The sequence below is a fragment of the Streptomyces sp. NPDC091287 genome (genome assembly GCF_044768525.1).
Lineage (GTDB): Bacteria > Actinomycetota > Actinomycetes > Streptomycetales > Streptomycetaceae > Streptomyces.
The window spans coordinates 257,589-276,589 of sequence record NZ_JBIVUV010000009.1; the positions used below are offsets into that span (position 1 = coordinate 257,589).

Sequence of the window (19,001 nt, forward strand, 5' to 3'; positions counted from 1 at the left end):
ACGGGGGGGGGGGCGGGGGCGGGGGGGGGGGGGGGGGGGGGGGGGGGTGGGCGCGGGGGGGGGGGGGGGGGGGGGGGGGGGGGGGGGGGGGGGGGGGGGGGGGGCCCCTTTGGGGGCCCCGCCCCGGGCCCCGCTCCTCAAACGCCGGAGGGGCTTGAAAGATGTCCTCAAGCGCCGGACGGGCTGGATGGGTGCGCCCCGGCCCGGGGTGCCGGGTCACGCCCAGAGCTGGCCCTGAAGTGTTTCGATCGCCGCTTCTGTCGTCTCCGCCGTGTAGACGCCCGTCGACAGGTACTTCCAGCCTCCGTCGGCGACGACGAAGACGATGTCGGCGCTCTCCCCCGCCTTGACCGCCTTGTTGCCCACGCCGATCGCCGCGTGGAGGGCGGCGCCGGTGGAGACTCCCGCGAAGATGCCCTCCTGCTGGAGGAGTTCGCGGGTGCGGGTGACCGCGTCCGCGGAGCCCACGGAGAAGCGGGTGGTGAGGACCGAGGCGTCGTAGAGCTCGGGGACGAAGCCCTCGTCGAGGTTGCGCAGGCCGTAGACCAGGTCGTCGTAGCGCGGTTCGGCGGCGACGATCTGGATGCCGGGGCGGTTCTCGCGGAGGTAGCGGCCGACGCCCATGAGGGTGCCGGTGGTGCCTAGGCCCGCGACGAAGTGGGTGATGGACGGGAGGTCGGTGAGGATCTCGGGTCCGGTGGTGGCGTAGTGGGCGCCCGCGTTGTCCGGGTTGCCGTACTGGTAGAGCATCACCCAGTCCGGGTGCTCGGCGATGAGTTCCTTCGCGACGCGGACGGCGGTGTTGGAGCCGCCCGCGGCCGGGGAGGAGATGATCTCGGCGCCCCACATGGCGAGCAGGTCGCGCCGTTCCTGGGAGGTGTTCTCCGGCATGACGCAGACGATGCGGTAGCCCTTGAGCTTGGCCGCCATGGCGAGCGAGATGCCGGTGTTGCCGCTGGTGGGTTCCAGGATGGTGCAGCCGGGTGTCAGCCGGCCGTCCTTCTCGGCCTGCGCGACCATGTGGAGCGCGGGGCGGTCCTTGATCGAGCCGGTGGGGTTGCGGTCCTCCAGCTTGGCCCAGATCCGGACGTCCTCGGACGGGGACAGCCGGGGCAGACGCACCAGAGGTGTGTTGCCCACGGCTGCCAGCGGGGAGTCGTACCGCATCAGCGCATGCCGCCGGCGACGGCCGGGAGGATCGTGACGTTGTCGCCGTCGCTGAGCTTGGTGGAGATGCCGTCGAGGAAGCGGACGTCCTCGTCGTTGAGGTAGACGTTCACGAAGCGGCGGAGCTGTTCGCCGTCGACAATGCGCTCACGGATGCCGGTGTGCCGGCTCTCCAGGTCGGCGAAGAGGTCGGCGATGGTGTCCCCGTTGCCTTCGACGGCCTTCGCGCCGTCGGTGTAGGTGCGGAGGATGGTCGGGATGCGGACCTCGATGGCCATGGCGTGGGCTCCTGTCGAAAGCGTGGAGGTGGCGTGGGGCGCGCGTTTCTGCCCCCGCGCAGGGGGTGGTGCGTGTGGGTGGGCGCGCGGACCGCGGCTCAGGCCGGGCGGCTCACGGGCAGGCTGCGGGCGGGACAGATCGCGCTGGCGAGCCTGCACAGGTCGACGTGCAGCCGCGCGACGAGCAGCGTGCCCGGCGTCTTGTTGCTCACGTCATGGGGAACCATGCGGGCATCGTATCGATTCCCTGTGCGGAAACCCGAGTGTCATATCAGATGGTGGATGGTGAGCGACCACTATGCGGACAGGGTGGGGTGGGTGAGCCCTTCCGGCAGGTAGACGACCGTGGGTGCGCCGGTCTTCGGGTGGGTGCTGACCTCGGCGGCGACGCCGTACACCTCGCCCAGCAGTTCGGCCGTGAGGACCTCTTCCGGGGTGCCGGAGGCGACGACGCGGCCGTCCTTGAGGACGTAGAGACGGTCGCAGTAGTACGCGGCGAGGTTGAGGTCGTGCAGGGCGAGGAGGTTGGTGGTGCCGAGGTCGCGGACCAGGGAGAGGATCTCCAGCTGGTAGCGGATGTCCAGGTGGTTGGTCGGCTCGTCCAGGACGACGAGCGACGGCTGCTGGACCAGCGCGCGGGCGACCAGGGCGCGCTGGCGTTCGCCGCCGGAGAGGGAGGCGAACGTACGGGGTTCGAGGGCGCCGATGCCGACCCGGGCGAGGGCCTCGGTGACCAGGGCGGTGTCGGCGGCGGTGTCCGCCTCCCAGAACCGCTTGTGCGGGGCGCGGCCCATCGCGACGACCTGGCCGACGGTGAGCTCGAAGCCGGCGTGGCCGTCCTGCGGAACGGTGGCGATGCGCTGGGCGCGGGCCTTCACGGGGAGGGTGGCGAGGTCGTCGCCGTCGAGGAGGACGCGGCCGTGGGTGGGGCGCAGGGTGCCGTAGACGCAGCGCAGGAGGGTGGTCTTGCCGCTGCCGTTGGGGCCGACGAGGCCGACGGTCTCGCCGTCGGCGGCGGTGAGGTCGACGGCGTCGACGAGGTGGCGGCCTCCGCCGACGCCGTACGAGAGGCCCTCGGTGCGCAGGGTGGTCACGGGCGGGCTCCTCGGGCGTACGGAGTCGTCGGGCGGGCGCCCTCGGAAGGTGACGCCTTCATGCGGGCGCTCCTTCGGGCCGGCGGCGGAGCATCCAGAGGAAGAACGGGCCGCCGGTCAGCGCGGTGAGGACGCCGACCGGGATGTCCTGGGGGGCGGCGAGCGTCCGGGCGGCCAGGTCGGCGAGGACCAGGAACACCGCCCCGCCGAGGGCGACGACCGGGAGGAGGGCGCGGTGCGCGGCGCCGACGGCCATCCGGGCCATGTGCGGGACCATCAGCCCGACGAAGCCGATCGCCCCGCTGTACGCGACGAGCGCCCCGGTCATCAGGGACGCGAGGACGAAGACGGCGGCCCGGAAGCGGGCGGTGTCGAGGCCGAGGACGGTCGCGCCCTCCTCCCCCACCAGGAGCAGGTCGAGCGGGCGGGCCAGGGTGAGGAGTACGGCGGTGCCGGCGACCAGGGTGACCGTGGGGAGCGCGAGCATGTCCCAGCGGGCCGCGCCGAGGCCGCCGAGGGTCCAGTAGAGGACTTCCTGGAGGTGGTCGGCGCGGGCGGAGGTGACCAGGATCAGGCTGGTCAGGGCGGAGAGGACGTAGGAGACGGCGACTCCGGCGAGGACGAGCCGGTTGGTGGTGAGGCCGCCTCCGCCGCGCGCCAGGGTGTAGACGAGGAGCAGCGAGAGCAGCGCGCCGGCGAAGGCCGCGGCGGGGATGGTGACGGTGGTGGCGAGGGTCGCGCCGATGCCGAGGACGATCACCAGGACGGCGCCGGTGGAGGCCCCGGAGGAGACGCCGAGGAGGAACGGGTCGGCGAGCTGGTTGCGTACGAGGGCCTGGAGGACGGTGCCGATGACGGCGAGTCCGGCGCCGACGACGATGCCGAGCAGCACCCGGGGCAGCCGGACGTCCAGGACGATCGTGCGGAAGGGGCTCGCGTCCGCCCGCCCGGTCAGGATGGAGAGGACCTGGCCGGGCGGGATGCGGACGGAGCCGAGGGCGAGTGCGGCGAGCACGGCGGCGGCGAGGAGCGCGGCGAGGGCGCCGAGCACCAGGGTGTAGCGGAGCAGCCGCCGCGGTGCGGGGGTGCGGCAGCTCACGGGGTGGTGGCCCCCGGGTGGAGCTGGGCGGCGAGCTTGTCGACGGCGGCGGGGACGCGGACGCCGAGGACGGCGTCGGAGAGCGGCATGACCGCGAAGCGCTTGTTCTTGATGGCGGGGACGTCGGCGAGGGCCGGGTCGGTGAGGAGGCGCTTCTTCTTCTGTTCGACGGTGGTGGCGCCGTAGTCGTAGATCACGATGGTTTCGGGCTTGCGGGCGACGACGTTCTCCCAGGAGGCGTCGCCGAAGGGCTTGTCGAGGTCGGCGAAGACGTTGGTGCCGCCGGCCCGCTCGATCAGTTCGTTGCCGATGCCCTCGCCGCCCGCGGTGAAGGCGGTCTTGTCGCCGCTGTCGTAGACGAAGACGGAGACGGGCTTCAGGTCGGCGAGCTTCTCGGCGGTGGCGGCGTTGTCGGCCTTGGCCTGCTTGATCCAGGCCTCGGCGCGGTCGGTGACGCCGAAGGTGCGGCCGACCTGGCGGATCTCCTCGTAGAGGGTGTCCATGGGCTGGTCGCCCTTGGTGCAGCTCTCGGTGTTGAGCCGGCTCTCGATGCCGGACTTCTTCAGCGCCTCGCGGCTGCGGCCGTCGCCGGCGGTGAAGGCGCTGCTGTAGCCGCCGTAGACGAAGTCGGGGTTGGCGGCGAGGACCTGCTCGTAGGAGGGGTACTCCTTGGCGATGACCGGGACGGAAGCGTAGTCCTCTCCGTACTTCGGCAGGACCTGGTCGTCGAGGTAGGCGGTGCCGACGAGGGACTTCTTCAGGCCCAGTTCCAGCATGATCTCGGTGACGTGCTGGTTCATGGTGACGACGCGCTTCGGCGGGGCTGTGAACGTGGTGGTGACACCGCAGTTCTTCACGGTGTACGGGAATCCGTCGCTCTTCGCCGCGGCCTTGTCCCCGGTGGCGTCGGCGCCGTCCGGGGTGGAGCAGGCGGTGAGGGCGAGCGGGAGCAGCACGGCGGCGGCTATGAGCGCGGGGGTGCGCCGGGACATGGCGAGGCCTCTCCGGGGGATTTCCGCGTCCCCTGGTCGATGCGAGAAGGCGGCGGGCCAGTTCCTGACTTCCGGGCCGCCCTCCGGTGCGACGTCGTCCGCTGGGGAGTCGTCCGCGTGGGAGGGGGCCCGGTCACAGTGGCGGGACCGTGCCGGATTCGCGCCGGCTTCCTGGTTCCTGCTGCCTTGATGGGTCTGGGGGCAGTGTGCCAGACCCGTGCGGGGGCCCTGCCGGGGCACCCTGGTGGGTCAGTACGTCTCGACGACCCGTACGTCTTCCTCGGTGATCTCGCCGTCCACGATGCGGTACGAGCGGAACTGGAAGGGTCCGGCGTCGTCGGTGTCGGCGGTGGAGACCAGGACGTAGTGGGCGCCGGGTTCGTTGGCGTAGGTGACGTCGGTGCGGGAGGGGTAGGCCTCGGTCGCCGTGTGCGAGTGGTAGACGATCACGGGCTCCTCGTCGCGGTCGTCCATCTCGCGGTACAGCTTGAGGAGGTCGGCCGAGTCGAACTCGTAGAACGTGGGCGAGCGGGCGGCGTTGAGCATCGGGATGAAGCGCTCGGGGCGGTCCGTCCCGGCCGGGCCCGCGACCACTCCGCACGCCTCGTCGGGGTGGTCGGCGCGGGAGTGGGCGACGATCTGGTCGTAGAGCGTCTGGGTGATGGTCAGCATGGCGCCAGGATATGCAGGCGGCCCCCGCGTACCAGCAAGTGGTACGGAGGGGGCCGCATGCTGGACGCCGTCGGCCGTTGGGGCAGCCGGGGGGCGTCCGGGAGGAGGGCGGTGTGGGGCCCGTCCTCGGGTCAGTGGGTGTCGGCGGTGGTCTTCTTCTCCGGGGTGCGCGACTGGAGCGCCCGGTAGGAGACGAAGAGGATGAGCGCCCACAGCGGAGCGCAGTAGAGCGAGATCCTGGCGTCCTTGTCGATCGCCATCATCACGATGACCATGCCGATGAACAGGAGCGCGAACCAGCTCGTGTACGGGGCTCCGGGGGCCTTGAACGAGGAGTGCGGCAGCAGGCCCGCGTCGGCCATGCGGCGGTAGCGGATCTGGCTGACCAGGATCATGATCCAGGCCCACATGCCGGAGATCGTCGCGAAGGAGACGACGTAGTTGAACGCCTCGCCCGGCCACTGGTAGTTGATCCCCACGCCGACGAGCATCAGGGCGGCGGAGAACGTGGTGCCCACGAGCGGCAGGCCGTTCTTCGTCAGCTTGGTGAAGGCGCGGGGGCCCTGGCCGTTGAGGGCGAGGTCGCGGAGCATGCGGCCGGTGGAGTACATGCCGGAGTTGCAGGAGGAGAGCGCGGCGGTGAGGACGACGAAGTTGACGATGGCGGCGCCGACGCCGAAGCCCATCTCCTCGAAGGCCTTCACGAACGGGGAGACGCCGGGCTTGAAGGTGGACCACGGCACGACCGAGAGGATCATGATCAGCGCGCCGACGTAGAAGACGGCGATGCGCCACGGCACGGTGTTGATGGCCTTGGGCAGCACGGTCTGGGGGTCCTTGGACTCGCCGGCGGTGACGCCGACGAGTTCCACGGCGAGGAAGGCGAACATGACGATCTGGAGTGTCATGAGCGTGCCGGTGATGCCGTTGGGGAAGAAGCCGCCGTCGTTCCAGAGGTTGGCGACGGTGGCGGTGTCGCCGGCGTCGGAGAACCCGACGGTGAGGACGCCCGCGCAGATCAGGATCATGCCGATGATCGCGGTGACCTTGACCATGGAGAACCAGAACTCCAGCTCACCGAAGAGCTTCACGGAGATCAGGTTGGCGCCGTACAGAATGACGGTGAACACCAGGGCGGACAGCCACTGCGGAATGTTCCACCAGTACGTCATATAGGTGGCGGCGGCGGTGACTTCGGTGATTCCGGTGACGACCCAGAAGAGCCAGTAGGTCCAGCCGGTCACGAATCCGAAGAACGGGCCGAGGAATTCCCGGGCGTACTCCGAGAAGGAGCCGGAGACCGGGCGGTACATGAGGAGTTCGCCCAGGGCCCGCATGATGAAGAAGATGACCAGGCCCGCGATGACGTAGGCCAGGATGAGGCTGGGTCCGGCCCGGTCGATGGCTTTGCCCGCGCCGAGGAAGAGTCCGGTGCCGATGGCTCCGCCGATGGCGATCATCTGAATCTGACGAGCGCCCAGACCGCGCTGGTATCCCTCGCCACTGGTCCCGGATTCCCCGGCGTCGCCGCCGGGCCGACCCTTGTCGACCTGTCCCTCGTCGACCTGCGCCGATGTCATGGTGGTGCGCCTTTCTCCACGCCGATCCGCGCCTCACAAGGCTGCGGATCAGGTCCTGATCCCCCCGGATATGGATGGAGTGCCGCCGGCGTTCGGCCGGTTTGTGGCGCCCCCGGGAACAGGGGTGGCGTCCCCGGGCGGTCGTGAAGATCTATCACGGCCGTCACGGGACACGGTGGGACATTCTGTGGCGCACGACACAGGAAAAAGCGGGCAAGGGGTTCTGTCCGGCACGAAAAGGCCGGATCGCTTGGTGCGATCGTTATGCGGATCTGAGCGTCCGTTGAGCGAACAGAGGCGCCCGCCCCGGCGTGGCGGGGGGGCGCCCTCTCTGTTCACGGCATTACGGCATAAGCGTTTCGACGAGGGTTTCCTGGAGTGCGCCGAGCCAGAGGTAGGCCATCACCATCGGCTTGCGCGGATCGGTGTCGGGGAGCCGGTAGAGCGAGCCCTCGCCGCCCCCGTCCTCGTCGGAGACCTCCAGCCGGGTTCCGATGGTCAGGCGCAGGTCGTTGAGGGAGCGCAGCCAGCTGCGGCACTCGTCGCCGGTGAGGGTGAGGACGGCACCGCCGTCCCCGGCGGGCGAGAGCGCGTCCAGGGTGCGGACGACGGTGACGGCGTCCTCGCGCTTGCCGGAGCGCAGGTCGTTCTCGGTGAAGCGGCGGAACTCGGAGGACAGCTCGCGGAGCTCCTCCTCCGGCTTTCCGCCCTCGGCGGGCCGGTCGGGGCCGCCGTAGGCGTCGGGGAAGAGCCGGGCGAGCGCCGGGTCGGACGGCGGCTTGCTGGGGCCCTCGGCGAAGAGGGCGGCGAGCGGGTCCTCGCCCTCGGCGGGCGTCTCGCCGGGGCCGATCAGTTCGAGCAGCTGGACGGCGAGGGAGCGCAGGATGGAGATCTCGACCTCGTCGAGCGCGACGGCCGCGCCGCCGCCTGGGGTGGCCTCGAAATGGCCGGCCATGGATTCTCCGATGGTGGGTCGAACGGGGCGGGTGAGGGCGGGACGAGCGGGGGCGGGGGCGAGGGCGGGTGAAGCCCTGAAGGGTCAGTTGCGGTCCTGGGTGAGGGTGGCCCACAGTCCGTATCCGTGCATGGCCTGGACGTCGCGTTCCATCTCCTCGCGGCTCCCGCTGGAGACGACGGCGCGGCCCTTCTGGTGCACGTCCATCATGAGCCGGTGGGCCTTGTCCTTCGGGTAGCCGAAGTAGGCCTGGAAGACGTAGGTCACGTAGCTCATGAGGTTGACCGGGTCATTGTGGACGAGCGTCACCCACGGGACGTCCGGCTCGGGGACCGCGAAGGTCTCCTCGGCCGAATCGGGACGTTCGATCTCTAGCGGGGTAGCAACGCTCACCTGTCCCATGCTGCCACCCGGGCGGGTCCCGCGCACAAACGGACCCCACATCTCGTCACTTTGACGAATAGGGGGTAGCATCCCAGCCATGAACTCAGCGGACCTCGGGCGACGGGTCGGCGTTCCGTCGACCGCGCTCTTCACCGACCAGTACGAGCTGACCATGGTGCAGGCGGCCCTCAAGGCCGGCACCGCCGACCGGCACTCGGTCTTCGAGGCGTTCACCCGCCGGCTGCCCGAGGGGCGGCGCTACGGAGTCGTCGCGGGCACCGGCCGGGTGCTGGACGCGGTGGAGAACTTCCACTTCGACGACGAGATGATCGGCTTCCTGCGGCAGCAGAAGGTCGTCGACGAGCCCACCCTCGAATGGCTGGCCGGCTACCGCTTCAGCGGCGACATCTGGGGCTACCCGGAGGGCGAGGTCTACTTCCCCGGCTCCCCGATCCTGCGGGTGGAGGGTTCCTTCGCCGAGTGCGTGCTGCTGGAGACGGTGATCCTCTCCATCCTCAACCACGACTCCGCCATCGCCGCCGCCGCCTCGCGGATGTCGGCCGCCGCCGGGGGCCGCCGGCTGATCGAGATGGGCGCCCGCCGCACCCACGAGCTCTCCGCGGTCGCCTCGGCCCGCGCCGCGTTCGTCGGCGGCTTCGACGCCACCTCCGACCTGGCGGCGGGCTTCCGCTGGGCGATCCCGACCGTCGGCACCAGCGCGCACGCCTTCACCCTGCTGCACGACACCGAGCGCGACGCGTTCCGGGCGCAGGTGGACTCGCTGGGCCGGGGCACGACGCTGCTGGTCGACACGTACGACGTGACCGAGGCGGTCCGGGCGGCCGTCGAGATCGCGGGGCCCGAGCTGGGCGCCGTACGGATCGACTCCGGGGACCTGCTCCTGGTGGCGCACCGGGTACGGCAGCAGCTGGACGAGCTGGGGGCGACGGACACGAAGATCGTGGTGACCTCGGACCTGGACGAGTACGCCATCGCCTCGCTGGCCGCCGCACCGGTGGACGCGTACGGGGTCGGCACCCAGCTGGTCACCGGGAGCGGGCACCCCACCTGCTCGATGGTCTACAAGCTGGTGGCCCGCGCCGGCTCGGCGGAGCCGGACGCCCCACTGGTGCCGGTGGCGAAGAAGTCGCTCGGCGCGAAGTCGTCGAAGGGCGGCCGCAAGTGGGCCGCCCGCCGGACCGACGCGCACGGCGTCGCCGAGGCCGAGGTGATCGGCACCGGCCCGGTCCCCGAGGAGCTGGCCGACCGGCAGCTGCTGGTGGAGCTGGTCCGGGGCGGCGAGGTGGTCGCCCGCGAGCCGTTGGACGCGGTACAGGAGCGGCACGTGGCCGCGCGCGGGGGGCTGCCGATGTCGGCGATCCAGCTGTCCCGGGGCGAGCCGGTGATCCCGACCGAGTACGCCTGAGAACGGTTCGGGGCGGCCCGCGGGGGCCGCCCCGGCGTCCGGACCGGCCGGATCCGGAACCGGTGGTTTGGCGGACGGGCTTGATTGTGACGGTCCAGTGCCTAGGCTCGAACCCGCGGACACACCCAAAAACCCCGGCATCCCCCTCCGCTCGGCGCCATCCCGCTCCGGCCCCACGAGCTCGCACCCCGCCCCCGCCCCATCCGCTCCCGCCCCCACCGAAGGAAACCCGCCATGCACCGCGCATTGATCGTCGTGGACGTTCAGAACGACTTCTGCGAGGGCGGCAGCCTCGCGGTGGCGGGCGGTGCCGATGTCGCCGCCGCCATCACCGACCTGATCGGCGACGCCCAGCCCGGCTACCGCCACGTGGTGGCCACCCGCGACCACCACATCGACCCGGGCGACCACTTCTCGCGCAGCCCGGACTTCGAGCACTCCTGGCCGGTGCACTGCGTCGCCGGTACGGAGGGGGTCGGCTTCCACCCGAACTTCGCGCCCGCCGTCGCCTCCGGCGCGATCGACACGGTGTTCGACAAGGGGGCGTACGCGGCCGCGTACAGCGGGTTCGAGGGCTCCGACGAGAACGGGATCGGACTCGCCCAGTGGCTGCGCGACCGTGACGTCACCGAGGTCGACGTCGTCGGCATCGCCACCGATCACTGCGTGCGGGCCACCGCGCTGGACGCGGCCCGTGAGGGCTTCGTCACGCAGGTGCTGCTCGACCTGACCGCGGGCGTGTCCGGAGCGACCACGGAACGGGCCCTGGCGGAGATGCGCACGGCGGGCGTGAAGCTCTCCGGCACACCGGTCGTCACGTCGTAACCCCACCGCGCCCGGATCACACCCCTCATGCCTACGCGGCCGGGCGGGCCGGTCCGGCGTACCCGGCGGGGCCCAGCAGGGCCCTGATCGGGTGCCACAGCTCCTGGCACGTCTGGGCCGACGGGGAGAACTGGGCCGAGGGGGAGGACGGGGGCGACTGGGGCGCGAGGCCCGACAGGCCGGCCGGGTCCGCCTGCGGGGCGGCCCGCCACAGCAGACCGTCCGGATGGTGCAGCACCGCCGTGACCTCGTCCGGCGTGGGCGGCCGGTCGTTGCCGCGCAGGTAGACCGCCCGCAGCCCCAGGTTGCGCAGCCTGGTCAGGGCGCGCGCCCGGTTCGCCGCGTGCACCAGCACCCGCACCGGGGCCCCGGGCCCCGCTCCCGTACCCCCGTGGGGGCCTGTTCCGTCGGCCGGTCTGGTCAGGGTCAGTGCGACCACCACCGTGCCGTTCGGCAACCTGCAGAAACCTCCGCCAGCCATGCTCAGCGCTCCCCCGTGAGACGTTGTGTCAATAAGGATGTGAACAAGACGCACCTAAACACGATCGGCCGCCGCCCGCTAGGGGGCGACGGCCGATCATGGTTTGACCTGCGGTTTTACTTGATCAGCGACCCGAGGGGCTGACCAGCACGCTCATCGTCGAGCCGTTGCGGGGCTCGTGGACGATGGAGATGCGGGTGTTCGTGTCAGAAACCTTGACACTGCCCGTGGGGTTCTCCTTGTACCAGTAGGTGCCCTTGCGGTCGTCGAAGACCGGGGCGCCCAGAGCGGGCTTGATGTGCAGCGGGACGTCCGCGTTGTGGAGCGTGAAGCCCTGGTTCGGGTACCAGCTGAACGGCGCGTCGAACGGCTGGATCTTGTTGCGCAGGAGCGAGCCGTCCTTCCACTTCAGCGGCTTGGCGTGCGCGTCGATCGGCAGGATCAGACCCTGGCCCGGGTGGACGGAGGTGTTGTTGTCCTTCTGGGAGGTGTCCCAGAGCCAGACCAGCAGGCCGTTCTGGTACGCGTAGTGCTCGACCCAGTCCGGACGGGTGCCGGAGAAGCCGAAGTTGTACGGGCCGACCTTGAGGGTCTCGTCGTACGACACGTACTGGCGGTTCTCCGCGATGTAGTACTGCGGGTAGTCCTGGGTGAAGGACTCGCCGATGCGCGAGAAGCCCTTCGCGGTCCAGCCGTTGTCGTCGCCCTCGGCGTTGTCCGAGAAGAGCGCGGCACCGTCGGCCGTGACGGTGATGGCGTCGGCCGCGAAGCCCTTGCCGCCCGCGCCGCCGTCCGTCTGGTAGCGGAAGCGGAGGTCGACCTTCTTGCCCGCGTAGGCGTCCAGGGAGAAGGACAGCTTCTTGTACGCGCCCGAGACGTCGGTCAGGGCCGGCTTGTCACTGGCGTCGCGCGGGATGGCCTTGCCGTCGGCGGTGCCGTCGAGCGCGGTCCAGTTGGCGCCACCGTTGTCGGACACCTCGGTGTAGAGGTAGTCGTAGTCGGCCTCGATGTCGTACCAGCCCGAAAGGTCCAGCGTGGCCTTGGACTTGCCGGTCAGGTCGACCGAGCGGGTCAGGGTGTTCGACAGGTCGTCGCCCATGTCGCTCCACCACTGCTTCGCACCCTCGGCGGGCTTGACGACGGTGGTGGTGACGGCCTTCTTGGGCAGCTCGACGACGAGCGCCTGCGGGTTCTTGGTGTTGTACTCCGAGACGCCCAGCTTGTGCAGCGAGGTCTTGCCGGCCTTGGCCTTGTCGTAGTCGAGCCAGCCCAGCTGGAGCTTGTCCCACGAGGTCATGTCGCCCGGCAGGTTGCCGATCTCGCCCGTGCCGGTGCCGAGCCAGGAGCCCGCCGACATCAGGGACCAGAAGCCGACCGAGTTCTCGCCGCCGCCGGAGGTGTCGTACAGGTCCGGGAGACCGAGGTCGTGGGCGTACTCGTGGGCGAAGACGCCCAGCCCGCCGTTCTCGGGCTGGACGGTGTAGTCGCCGACCCAGATGCCCGTGTCGCCGATCTGGGCGCCACCGGCCTTGTTGTCCGCGGGACCGGTCGCACCGGCGTTGGTGCCGTACGCGTACCAGCGGTGCGCCCAGATGGCGTTGGTGCCCTCGGCGCCGCCGCCGGCCGACTCGTCCTCGCCGGCGTGCACCAGCTGGAAGTGGTCGATGTAGCCGTCGGGCTCGTTGAAGTTGCCGTCACCGTCGAAGTCGTAGCGGTCCCACTCGTCGTACTCGGCGAGGTTCGCCTTGATCTCCGCGTCGGTGCGGCCCTTGGCCTGCTGGTCGGCGACCCAGGCGTTCACGCCGTCGCGCACCGCGTCCCACACGTTGGCGCAGTTGGACTGGCCGCAGTAGTTGGAGCCGTAACGGGCCTCGTTGTAGGGGACCTTGACCCAGTCGGAGACCTCTCCCTCGACCGAGTAACGACCCGAGGAGGTCTTCTCGTAGTAGGTCTTGAGCGAGTGGACGCCCTTGCCCTCGCCGAAGTAGAGCTCCTGGAAGTGCTCCTGGTTGTAGTCGGCCTTCCAGGCGGTGCTGTTGTCCTTCTTCGGGTCCGGCTTGGCGATCTTGTTGTGCGCCGGGCCCGGGGTGCCCCCGAACTTCTTGACGGGCGGCTTGGGGCCGTCGCCGTCCGGGTCGAACATCGTGGCGTCGTCGACCTGGTCGCCGAACTCCAGCAGGATGGTGAAGATCTTGTCGGTCTTCTCCCGGCCGAGCTCCACGTACTTCTTGTCGCCGAGCTTGACGACCTTGGAGCCGCCCCGGTTCGCCACCTTCTTGTCCCCGGACAGCACCTGCTCCAGCGCGGCTTCGCGCTGAGCGGCCTGCTGCTCGCTGAAGGGGCCCTCCAGGTTGTGCTCCACGTGCCCCTTGGCCGGCGCCGGGTCACGGCGGTCGACGGTGGAGACACCGGAACCTGATGAGCTGTCATGCGCCTGAGCGGTGGCGAAGGTCGACGCCGTCGCGGCGGTCGCAGCCATGGCCACGACAACGGCGGCGGCGCGAAGCGCCTGTCTCTGATTGGTCACTTGATGCAGTCCTCCCCGGGCGTCCGCGCAGCGGCCAGGGGGGTATGAAACGGGCCGCGCGCGTAAACGCGTCACAAGTGACGACATTCGATCGGAGTTATGAGAGAAAAGACAGACCTTGACTTGAACAGACCAAGTGCACTATGCGGAGTGCTCTTCCGGTATGCGGACGGCATGTGGAGGGCATGGGAACGGTAAAAGAACGTCGGCGGCCCGGCCCGGGACCGTTCGCCACGCCTCGACAGGCCCGTTCGCACCGCCTCAACGGGCGCGTCTCGCTGTCCGGTTGGTGAGAGGCGTGACTCCGTGCGCCCCCTGTGCACCGGTACCGTGTGTTAGGTCACGCTTACTACCGGTCCGGCTCGGGCATTCACCGTCGTAGGGTCGTTCGGCGCGCACGACCGTGCCGACCGCCGCCCGCCCATCCGACGTCCCGAGGACGGAAACCGCCATGCCGCGTCCGACTGCCGCACAGTTCGCCTACGGTTCGGCCACCGTCGTCGTCACGACGCTCGCCCTGCTGCTGCTGTTCCGCACGGAGTCCGGCATCGGCGTCGCCGCCGTCGGGACGACCGCGCTGGCCCTCGGCCTCCTGGTCGCCGTGCGCCTGCCACTCCCCCGCCACCGCGCCGCGGAGGGGTCGGGACGGACGGCGGCCGCCGACGCCGCCCGAACCCACCACGCCCTGGAGGGCATCGGGGCCCGGGAGCGGGTCGCGGCGGGCCGCTCGTCGGCACCGGCGAACGACCACTCGCTGCGCCGCTGAGCGGGCGACGGACCGGAGGGTGACCGTCCGCTAGCGGGCGGCCACCACGACCGTCTTGGCCGCCTTGTCCTGCAGACCCTGCCGGTAGGGCTTGTCGGTGAACATCAGCACGATGTTGATCAGCCACCACAGGCACGGGCAGCACAGCAGCGCCGGGGCCCACAGCACGACGGCCCGCATCAGCGCGGCCCCGGTGTCGGGCACCCGCCCGTCGTTGAGCATCGCGACGCGCAGCTTGAGCAGCCGCTTGCCCAGCGTGCGGCCGTCCTTGTGGGTGAAGTACGTGTCGTAGGCGACGTAGACCACCAGGCCGATGATCGACCACAGCAACTGGCTCCCGCCGTACCCACTGGCGACCGCGTCGCCGAACCCGTCGTCGCCGTCCCCGTTGACATCGACCGCGCCACCCCAGGGCAGCGAGATCAGGTACAGCGGGATCGAGATGACGAGGAAGTCGATGAGCCGCGCCAGGATCCGCTTCCCCGGCTCGGCGAGCGGCGGCATGCCGGCCAGCGGATCGGGCGCTCCGAAGCCGCCGCCGCCGTACGGATCGTTCGGCGGGGGCGGGGGCGGCGGCGGGGGCGGCGCACTGCCGTACGGCCGACCCTCGGACGGCGGCGAGGGCTCCTGCGGCTTCTTGAGGAACGGATCGTCGTCCTCGGGCGGCTGGCCGGGCGTCGGCTGGTCGTTGCTCATGGGGGCAGTGCATCCCGCGTCACCGGACCCCGCAACGGCTCAGGTGCGTTCGGGGGACACGGAGCGGCATACGAGTCTAAACGGGCATGTCGCCGCGCGCTCGGGCACGCGTTCCCCGAAGCCGGCCGTGCGTTGCCCCGGAGCCCGGGTACACGTTCCCCCGGGCACGCGTTCCCCCGGGCACGCGTTCCCCCGGCCCGGTCAGCCCGCTGAGTCCGCTCAGCCGGCGACGAAGGTGCGGGCCGCCTTGTCGTGCCAGCACTGGCGCCAGGGCCGGTCGATCAGACACCAGAGAACGTTGACCACGCCGATGACGAGCAGCCCCAGCACGCCGTAGACGAGCCAGCGGCGCAGGGCCGCGCCCAGGGTGGGCGCGTCGTGGGACTCGATGTCCCGTACGTCGAGACCGCAGAGCTTCTTGCCCAGCGTCCGGCCCCACTTGGCCGTCGGCAGCGCCTCCAGGAGGAAGCCGATGACGAGGAACGCGGCGAGCAGAGCCCCCAGCAGCGCCCCGGTGGTGGAGTCCAGCAGCCAGACGGTGACCGTCTCCCCCGTCTCCTTCGCCGCGGTGATCTTCCGGTCGATGTGGTCGAGCGCCCGGGTCGCCAGCGGGACGGCCGCCGCCCCGACGGCCGCGCCGAGCACGAGACTGTCGACCAGCCGGGCGACGAACCGCTTGCCGAGCCCCGCGGGCCGGGCCGAGGCCTGGTTGCGGGCGAGTTGCTGGAAGGGGTCGTCGACCGGCGGCTTCCAGGGCACGACGGGCTGGTCCGCGCCCGGCCCCTGGTGCTGGAGCTGGTGCGGTTGCTGCTGCTGGTGCGGTTGCTGCTGTTGCGGTTCGGGCTGGGCCAGTTGGTGGACCTGCTGCGCCCAGGAGGCCGAGCCGCCGCCGGGGCCCGGCGTCAGCGGCGTCTGGAGGGCCGCCGGGGCGACGGGAGCGGGGGACGGCGTGGGCACGGGGGCGGGGGCCCGGACCGGCCCCTGCCGCACTTCCTGCGGTACGGGAGCGGGAGCCGGGGCCGGGGTGACCGGCGCGGGAGTCGGCAGCGGTGCCTGCTGTACCGGTGCCTGCTGCGGCTGCGCGTGCGGTGCCGATGGCTGCTGTGCGCGCTGCGGCTGCTGCGAGTGCTGTGGTTGCTGTGCGCGCTGCGGCTGCTGTGAGTGCTGTGGTTGCTGTGCATGCTGCGGCTGCTGTGCGTGCTGGGCCTGCGCCGGCAGTGCCCGGGGCGCCGGAGCCGGCGCGAGGCTGCTCTGTGCCGCGCCCACGTTCTGCGGCCCCTGCTGCGTACCGGCGTTCGACGGCGCCGGGGCGGGCGGCCGAACGGCGTCGGACTGTGCGGCGCCGGGCCCCGCGGCGCGCGGTCCCACCGCGCGGATCGTGACCGTCCCGTCGGTCGGCGGACGCGCCCCGGCCTCCTCGGCGGACCGGCCGCCGTCCCGCATCCCCGGCAGCGCGCCGCCGGTCGGGTCCTGGGCCAGCGGCGCCCTCGGGTCGGCCGACGGCGAAGGGTTGCCGGCGGGCTCCTGGGCCGGCCCGCCCCAGTCGACCCGGCGGTCCCGTTCGCCGCCGAAACCGTTCTGGCGTGCGGTGTCCGCCTGCCAGACGGACGCGGAGTCCGTGTGGTCCGCGGCGGGTTCACCGGATCCTCCCGGGGCCACCGGGCCGTCCTGGAGGCCCCCCTGGGGACCGTCCTCCTCGTCGAAGAAGATCGGCCCGGTCTCCTCCACCGGCGCACCCCGCTCACCGGCGGCGGGAGCGGCGGCCGGGCCCGTCCGACGGGGCGCGGGGCGGCTCGTGCCGGGGACCCAGGACGCGCCGTTCCAGTACCGGACGTAGCCGGGGATGGAGGGGTCGGGGTAGTAGCCCTCGCGGGGGCTTTCGTCACCGGGTGCCGGAGTTGGCGCGCTCATCAGCGGGTCCCGTATCTCTTCGAGGCCTCAGGCCGTCCCCGCCGGGCGGGCGGACGGCCTCAATACAAGGGTCCACATCTATCAGACCGTCGGCCACCCCCGGGCCCGTCCACCTGTTTGGGACCACTTTCGGGACCGCACGAAGTTTTTTCGAGAAGTCGCGTAATAGGTGGCGGGGAGGGCGCTCTCTCCTTGTGCGGGACGGTCACGTGGCCGGCCCACGAGCACCGGAAGGTTGTGCATTCTCATGATGAGCATCGTGGAACGTGAGCTGGAGCTGAAGCTGGTCCTGTCCCCCGAGCGGTCCATTCCGGTACCCGCCCGGCTGACGTATCGCACGGACGACCCGTACGCCGTGCACATCGCCTTCCACATCGGCTCCGAGTCGCCCGTGCACTGGACGTTCGCCCGGGAACTGCTGGTGGAGGGCGTGTTCCGGCCGTGCGGGCACGGGGACGTACGGATCTGGCCGACGAAGGTCGCGGGCCGCAGCGTCATCTGTGTGGCCCTCACCTCCCCCGACGGCAACGCCCTGCTCGAAGTGAACTCGGCCGCCGTGGCCGCCTGGGTGGAGCGGACCCTGCGGGTGGTGCCGCCGGGCTCGGAGAGCGACCGGCTCGGCATCGACGAGGCGCTGGCGGAGCTGCTGGCCCCGCTGCCGGCCGACGACCTCTGGCTGAGCGACCCGTGGCAGTCGGACGACGCGCCGTCCCAGGACGGCGAGGCGTGAGAGCGGCCGGACAGGAGGGCCGCCGCTGTCAGAAGAGCTTGCCGGGGTTGAGGAGGCCGAGCGGGTCGAAGGCCGCCTTGATGGAGCGCTGCAGTTCGATGCCGGTCTCGCCCAGTTCGCGGGCGAGCCACTCCTTCTTGAGGACGCCGACGCCGTGTTCGCCGGTGATGGTCCCGCCCAGTTCGAGGCCGAGCGCCATGATCGCGTCGAAGGACTCGCGGGCCCGGCGGGACTCGTCGGGGTCGTGGTGGTCGAAGCAGACGACGGGGTGGGTGTTGCCGTCGCCCGCGTGGGCGCAGACGCCGATGGTGAGGTCGTACTCCTCGGCGATGGCCGCCGTGCCCGCGAGCATCGCCCCGAGCTGCGAGCGCGGTACGCAGACGTCGTCGATCATCGTGGCGGGCTTGACGGTCTCCAGCGCGGTGAGCGACATCCGGCGGGCCTGGAGGAGGAGTTCGGACTCGGCGGGATTATCGGCGGGGACCACCTCGGTGGCCCCGGCGGCGGTGCACAGCGCTCCGACGGCGGCGAGGTCGGACGACGGGTCGGGGGTGTCGAAGGCGCAGAGCAGCAGGGCCTCGGTGGTCTCGGGCAGGCCCATGGAGGCCATCGCGTTGACGGCACGCACGGTCGTACGGTCCATCAGTTCGAGGAGTGACGGCGTGTGACCACGCTCCATGATCCGGCACACAGCGTCACAGGCGGCGGCTGCCGAGGGGAACTCGGCGGCGAGGACGAGCTGCTGGGGCGGCTGTGGTTTCAGCGCGAGGACGGCCTTGACGACGATTCCGAGGCTGCCCTCGGAGCCGACGAAGAGCCGGGTCAGGTCGTATCCGGCGACGCCCTTGGCGGTGCGGCGGCCGGTGGTCAGGAGCCGTCCGTCGGCGAGGACGACGTCCAGGCCCAGGACGTACTCGGCGGTGACCCCGTACTTCACGCAGCACAGGCCGCCGGACGCGGTGCCGATGTTGCCGCCGATGGTGCACGTCTCCCAGCTGGAGGGGTCCGGCGGGTAGTACAGACCGTGTTCGTTGACCGCGCGTGACAGCACCGCGTTGACGACGCCCGGTTCGACGACGGCGATCCGGTCGACCGGGCTGATCTCCAGGATCCGGTCCATCTTCACCAGGGACAGCACGATGCAGCCGTCCGAGGCGTTGGCCGCGCCGGACAGGCCGGTACGGGCGCCCTGCGGGACGACCGGGACGCGCAGCGCGGTGGCGGTGCGCATGACGTGCTGGACCTGCTCGACCGTGCGCGGGAGCACCACGACGGCCGGGGTGCCGGCCTCGCAGAAGCTCGCCATGTCGTGGGCGTAGGACGCGGTGACGTCCGGATCGGTGATCAGCGCCTCGGGGGGCAGTCCCGCGCGCAGCCGTTCGAGGAGATCGCTCATGATCCAAGCCTGTCACCCGGGG

The 19,001-nt window shown here is 71.2% G+C and carries 19 protein-coding genes and 1 riboswitch; of the genes, 4 read left to right on the top strand and 15 right to left on the bottom strand.

The annotated features are described in order from the left end of the window. Positions 1–216 precede the first annotated feature (216 nt). The 10 genes from ACIQRW_RS17855 to clpS form a co-directional block, all read right to left on the bottom strand. Complete coding sequence (locus ACIQRW_RS17855; protein WP_403760886.1) at positions 217–1,167, bottom strand: PLP-dependent cysteine synthase family protein; 951 nt, start codon at positions 1,165–1,167, stop codon at positions 217–219. Further along, positions 1,167–1,445, bottom strand: a complete 279-nt coding sequence (locus ACIQRW_RS17860; protein WP_007450629.1) for a MoaD family protein — start codon at positions 1,443–1,445, stop codon at positions 1,167–1,169. The genes ACIQRW_RS17855 and ACIQRW_RS17860 overlap by 1 nt, the downstream gene beginning before the upstream one ends. Before the next feature lie 98 nt (positions 1,446–1,543). Beyond that, positions 1,544–1,672: a putative leader peptide gene (locus ACIQRW_RS17865; RefSeq protein ID WP_018958487.1), complete on the bottom strand. Its 129-nt coding sequence runs from the start codon at positions 1,670–1,672 to the stop codon at positions 1,544–1,546. Between the two features lie 69 nt (positions 1,673–1,741). Continuing rightward, entirely contained in the window at positions 1,742–2,539 is a 798-nt protein-coding gene (locus ACIQRW_RS17870) for an ABC transporter ATP-binding protein (RefSeq protein ID WP_403760889.1), read from the bottom strand. 58 nt (positions 2,540–2,597) lie between these two features. After that, positions 2,598–3,638: a FecCD family ABC transporter permease gene (locus tag ACIQRW_RS17875; RefSeq protein WP_403760892.1), complete on the bottom strand. Its 1,041-nt coding sequence runs from the start codon at positions 3,636–3,638 to the stop codon at positions 2,598–2,600. Continuing rightward, the gene (locus tag ACIQRW_RS17880; RefSeq protein ID WP_403760895.1) at positions 3,635–4,630 is read right to left on the bottom strand and encodes an ABC transporter substrate-binding protein; all 996 of its coding nucleotides are present in this window, start codon (positions 4,628–4,630) and stop codon (positions 3,635–3,637) included. The genes ACIQRW_RS17875 and ACIQRW_RS17880 overlap by 4 nt, the downstream gene beginning before the upstream one ends. Before the next feature lie 58 nt (positions 4,631–4,688). After that, positions 4,689–4,807, bottom strand: a riboswitch (cobalamin riboswitch). A gap of 72 nt (positions 4,808–4,879) precedes the next feature. Next, positions 4,880–5,302, bottom strand: a complete 423-nt coding sequence (locus ACIQRW_RS17885) for a Mov34/MPN/PAD-1 family protein (RefSeq protein WP_397868809.1) — start codon at positions 5,300–5,302, stop codon at positions 4,880–4,882. Positions 5,303–5,433: 131 nt separating this feature from the next. Further along, entirely contained in the window at positions 5,434–6,882 is a 1,449-nt protein-coding gene (locus ACIQRW_RS17890) for an amino acid permease (protein ID WP_403760900.1), read from the bottom strand. A 343-nt stretch (positions 6,883–7,225) separates the two neighbouring features. Continuing rightward, complete coding sequence (locus tag ACIQRW_RS17895; protein WP_403760902.1) at positions 7,226–7,837, bottom strand: DUF2017 domain-containing protein; 612 nt, start codon at positions 7,835–7,837, stop codon at positions 7,226–7,228. A gap of 84 nt (positions 7,838–7,921) precedes the next feature. After that, positions 7,922–8,239, bottom strand: coding sequence for an ATP-dependent Clp protease adapter ClpS (gene clpS / locus ACIQRW_RS17900; protein ID WP_026290599.1), 318 nt, complete (start codon positions 8,237–8,239; stop codon positions 7,922–7,924). A gap of 79 nt (positions 8,240–8,318) precedes the next feature. Between clpS and ACIQRW_RS17905 the strand changes: the two genes are divergently transcribed. Next, positions 8,319–9,647 carry a nicotinate phosphoribosyltransferase gene (locus tag ACIQRW_RS17905; RefSeq protein ID WP_403760905.1) on the top strand — a complete coding sequence of 443 codons (1,329 nt, stop codon included), beginning with the start codon at positions 8,319–8,321 and terminating at the stop codon, positions 9,645–9,647. A 234-nt stretch (positions 9,648–9,881) separates the two neighbouring features. Continuing rightward, positions 9,882–10,472 carry an isochorismatase family protein gene (locus ACIQRW_RS17910; RefSeq protein ID WP_403760908.1) on the top strand — a complete coding sequence of 197 codons (591 nt, stop codon included), beginning with the start codon at positions 9,882–9,884 and terminating at the stop codon, positions 10,470–10,472. A 31-nt stretch (positions 10,473–10,503) separates the two neighbouring features. Here ACIQRW_RS17910 and ACIQRW_RS17915 read toward each other — a convergent pair whose 3' ends face one another. Beyond that, on the bottom strand, positions 10,504–10,953 hold the full coding sequence (locus tag ACIQRW_RS17915) for a hypothetical protein (protein WP_403760911.1): 450 nt from the start codon (positions 10,951–10,953) through the stop codon (positions 10,504–10,506). 124 nt (positions 10,954–11,077) lie between these two features. Further along, on the bottom strand, positions 11,078–13,480 hold the full coding sequence (locus ACIQRW_RS17920; protein WP_403760914.1) for an immune inhibitor A domain-containing protein: 2,403 nt from the start codon (positions 13,478–13,480) through the stop codon (positions 11,078–11,080). 451 nt (positions 13,481–13,931) lie between these two features. Between ACIQRW_RS17920 and ACIQRW_RS17925 the strand changes: the two genes are divergently transcribed. Then, positions 13,932–14,246 (top strand): hypothetical protein, encoded by a 315-nt coding sequence (locus ACIQRW_RS17925; RefSeq protein ID WP_403760917.1) that lies wholly within the window; start codon positions 13,932–13,934, stop codon positions 14,244–14,246. 30 nt (positions 14,247–14,276) lie between these two features. Here ACIQRW_RS17925 and ACIQRW_RS17930 read toward each other — a convergent pair whose 3' ends face one another. Next, a complete protein-coding gene (locus ACIQRW_RS17930; protein WP_403760919.1) occupies positions 14,277–14,942 on the bottom strand; it encodes an RDD family protein in 666 nt (221 codons plus the stop codon). 219 nt (positions 14,943–15,161) lie between these two features. Further along, entirely contained in the window at positions 15,162–16,853 is a 1,692-nt protein-coding gene (locus ACIQRW_RS17935; RefSeq protein WP_403760922.1) for an RDD family protein, read from the bottom strand. 247 nt (positions 16,854–17,100) lie between these two features. On the opposite strand from ACIQRW_RS17935, the gene ACIQRW_RS17940 reads away from it, so the two are divergent. After that, positions 17,101–17,583 carry an SsgA family sporulation/cell division regulator gene (locus ACIQRW_RS17940; RefSeq protein ID WP_403760924.1) on the top strand — a complete coding sequence of 161 codons (483 nt, stop codon included), beginning with the start codon at positions 17,101–17,103 and terminating at the stop codon, positions 17,581–17,583. A 28-nt stretch (positions 17,584–17,611) separates the two neighbouring features. Here ACIQRW_RS17940 and ACIQRW_RS17945 read toward each other — a convergent pair whose 3' ends face one another. Next, positions 17,612–18,979 (bottom strand): FAD-binding oxidoreductase, encoded by a 1,368-nt coding sequence (locus tag ACIQRW_RS17945; protein WP_403760927.1) that lies wholly within the window; start codon positions 18,977–18,979, stop codon positions 17,612–17,614. Positions 18,980–19,001 lie beyond the last annotated feature (22 nt).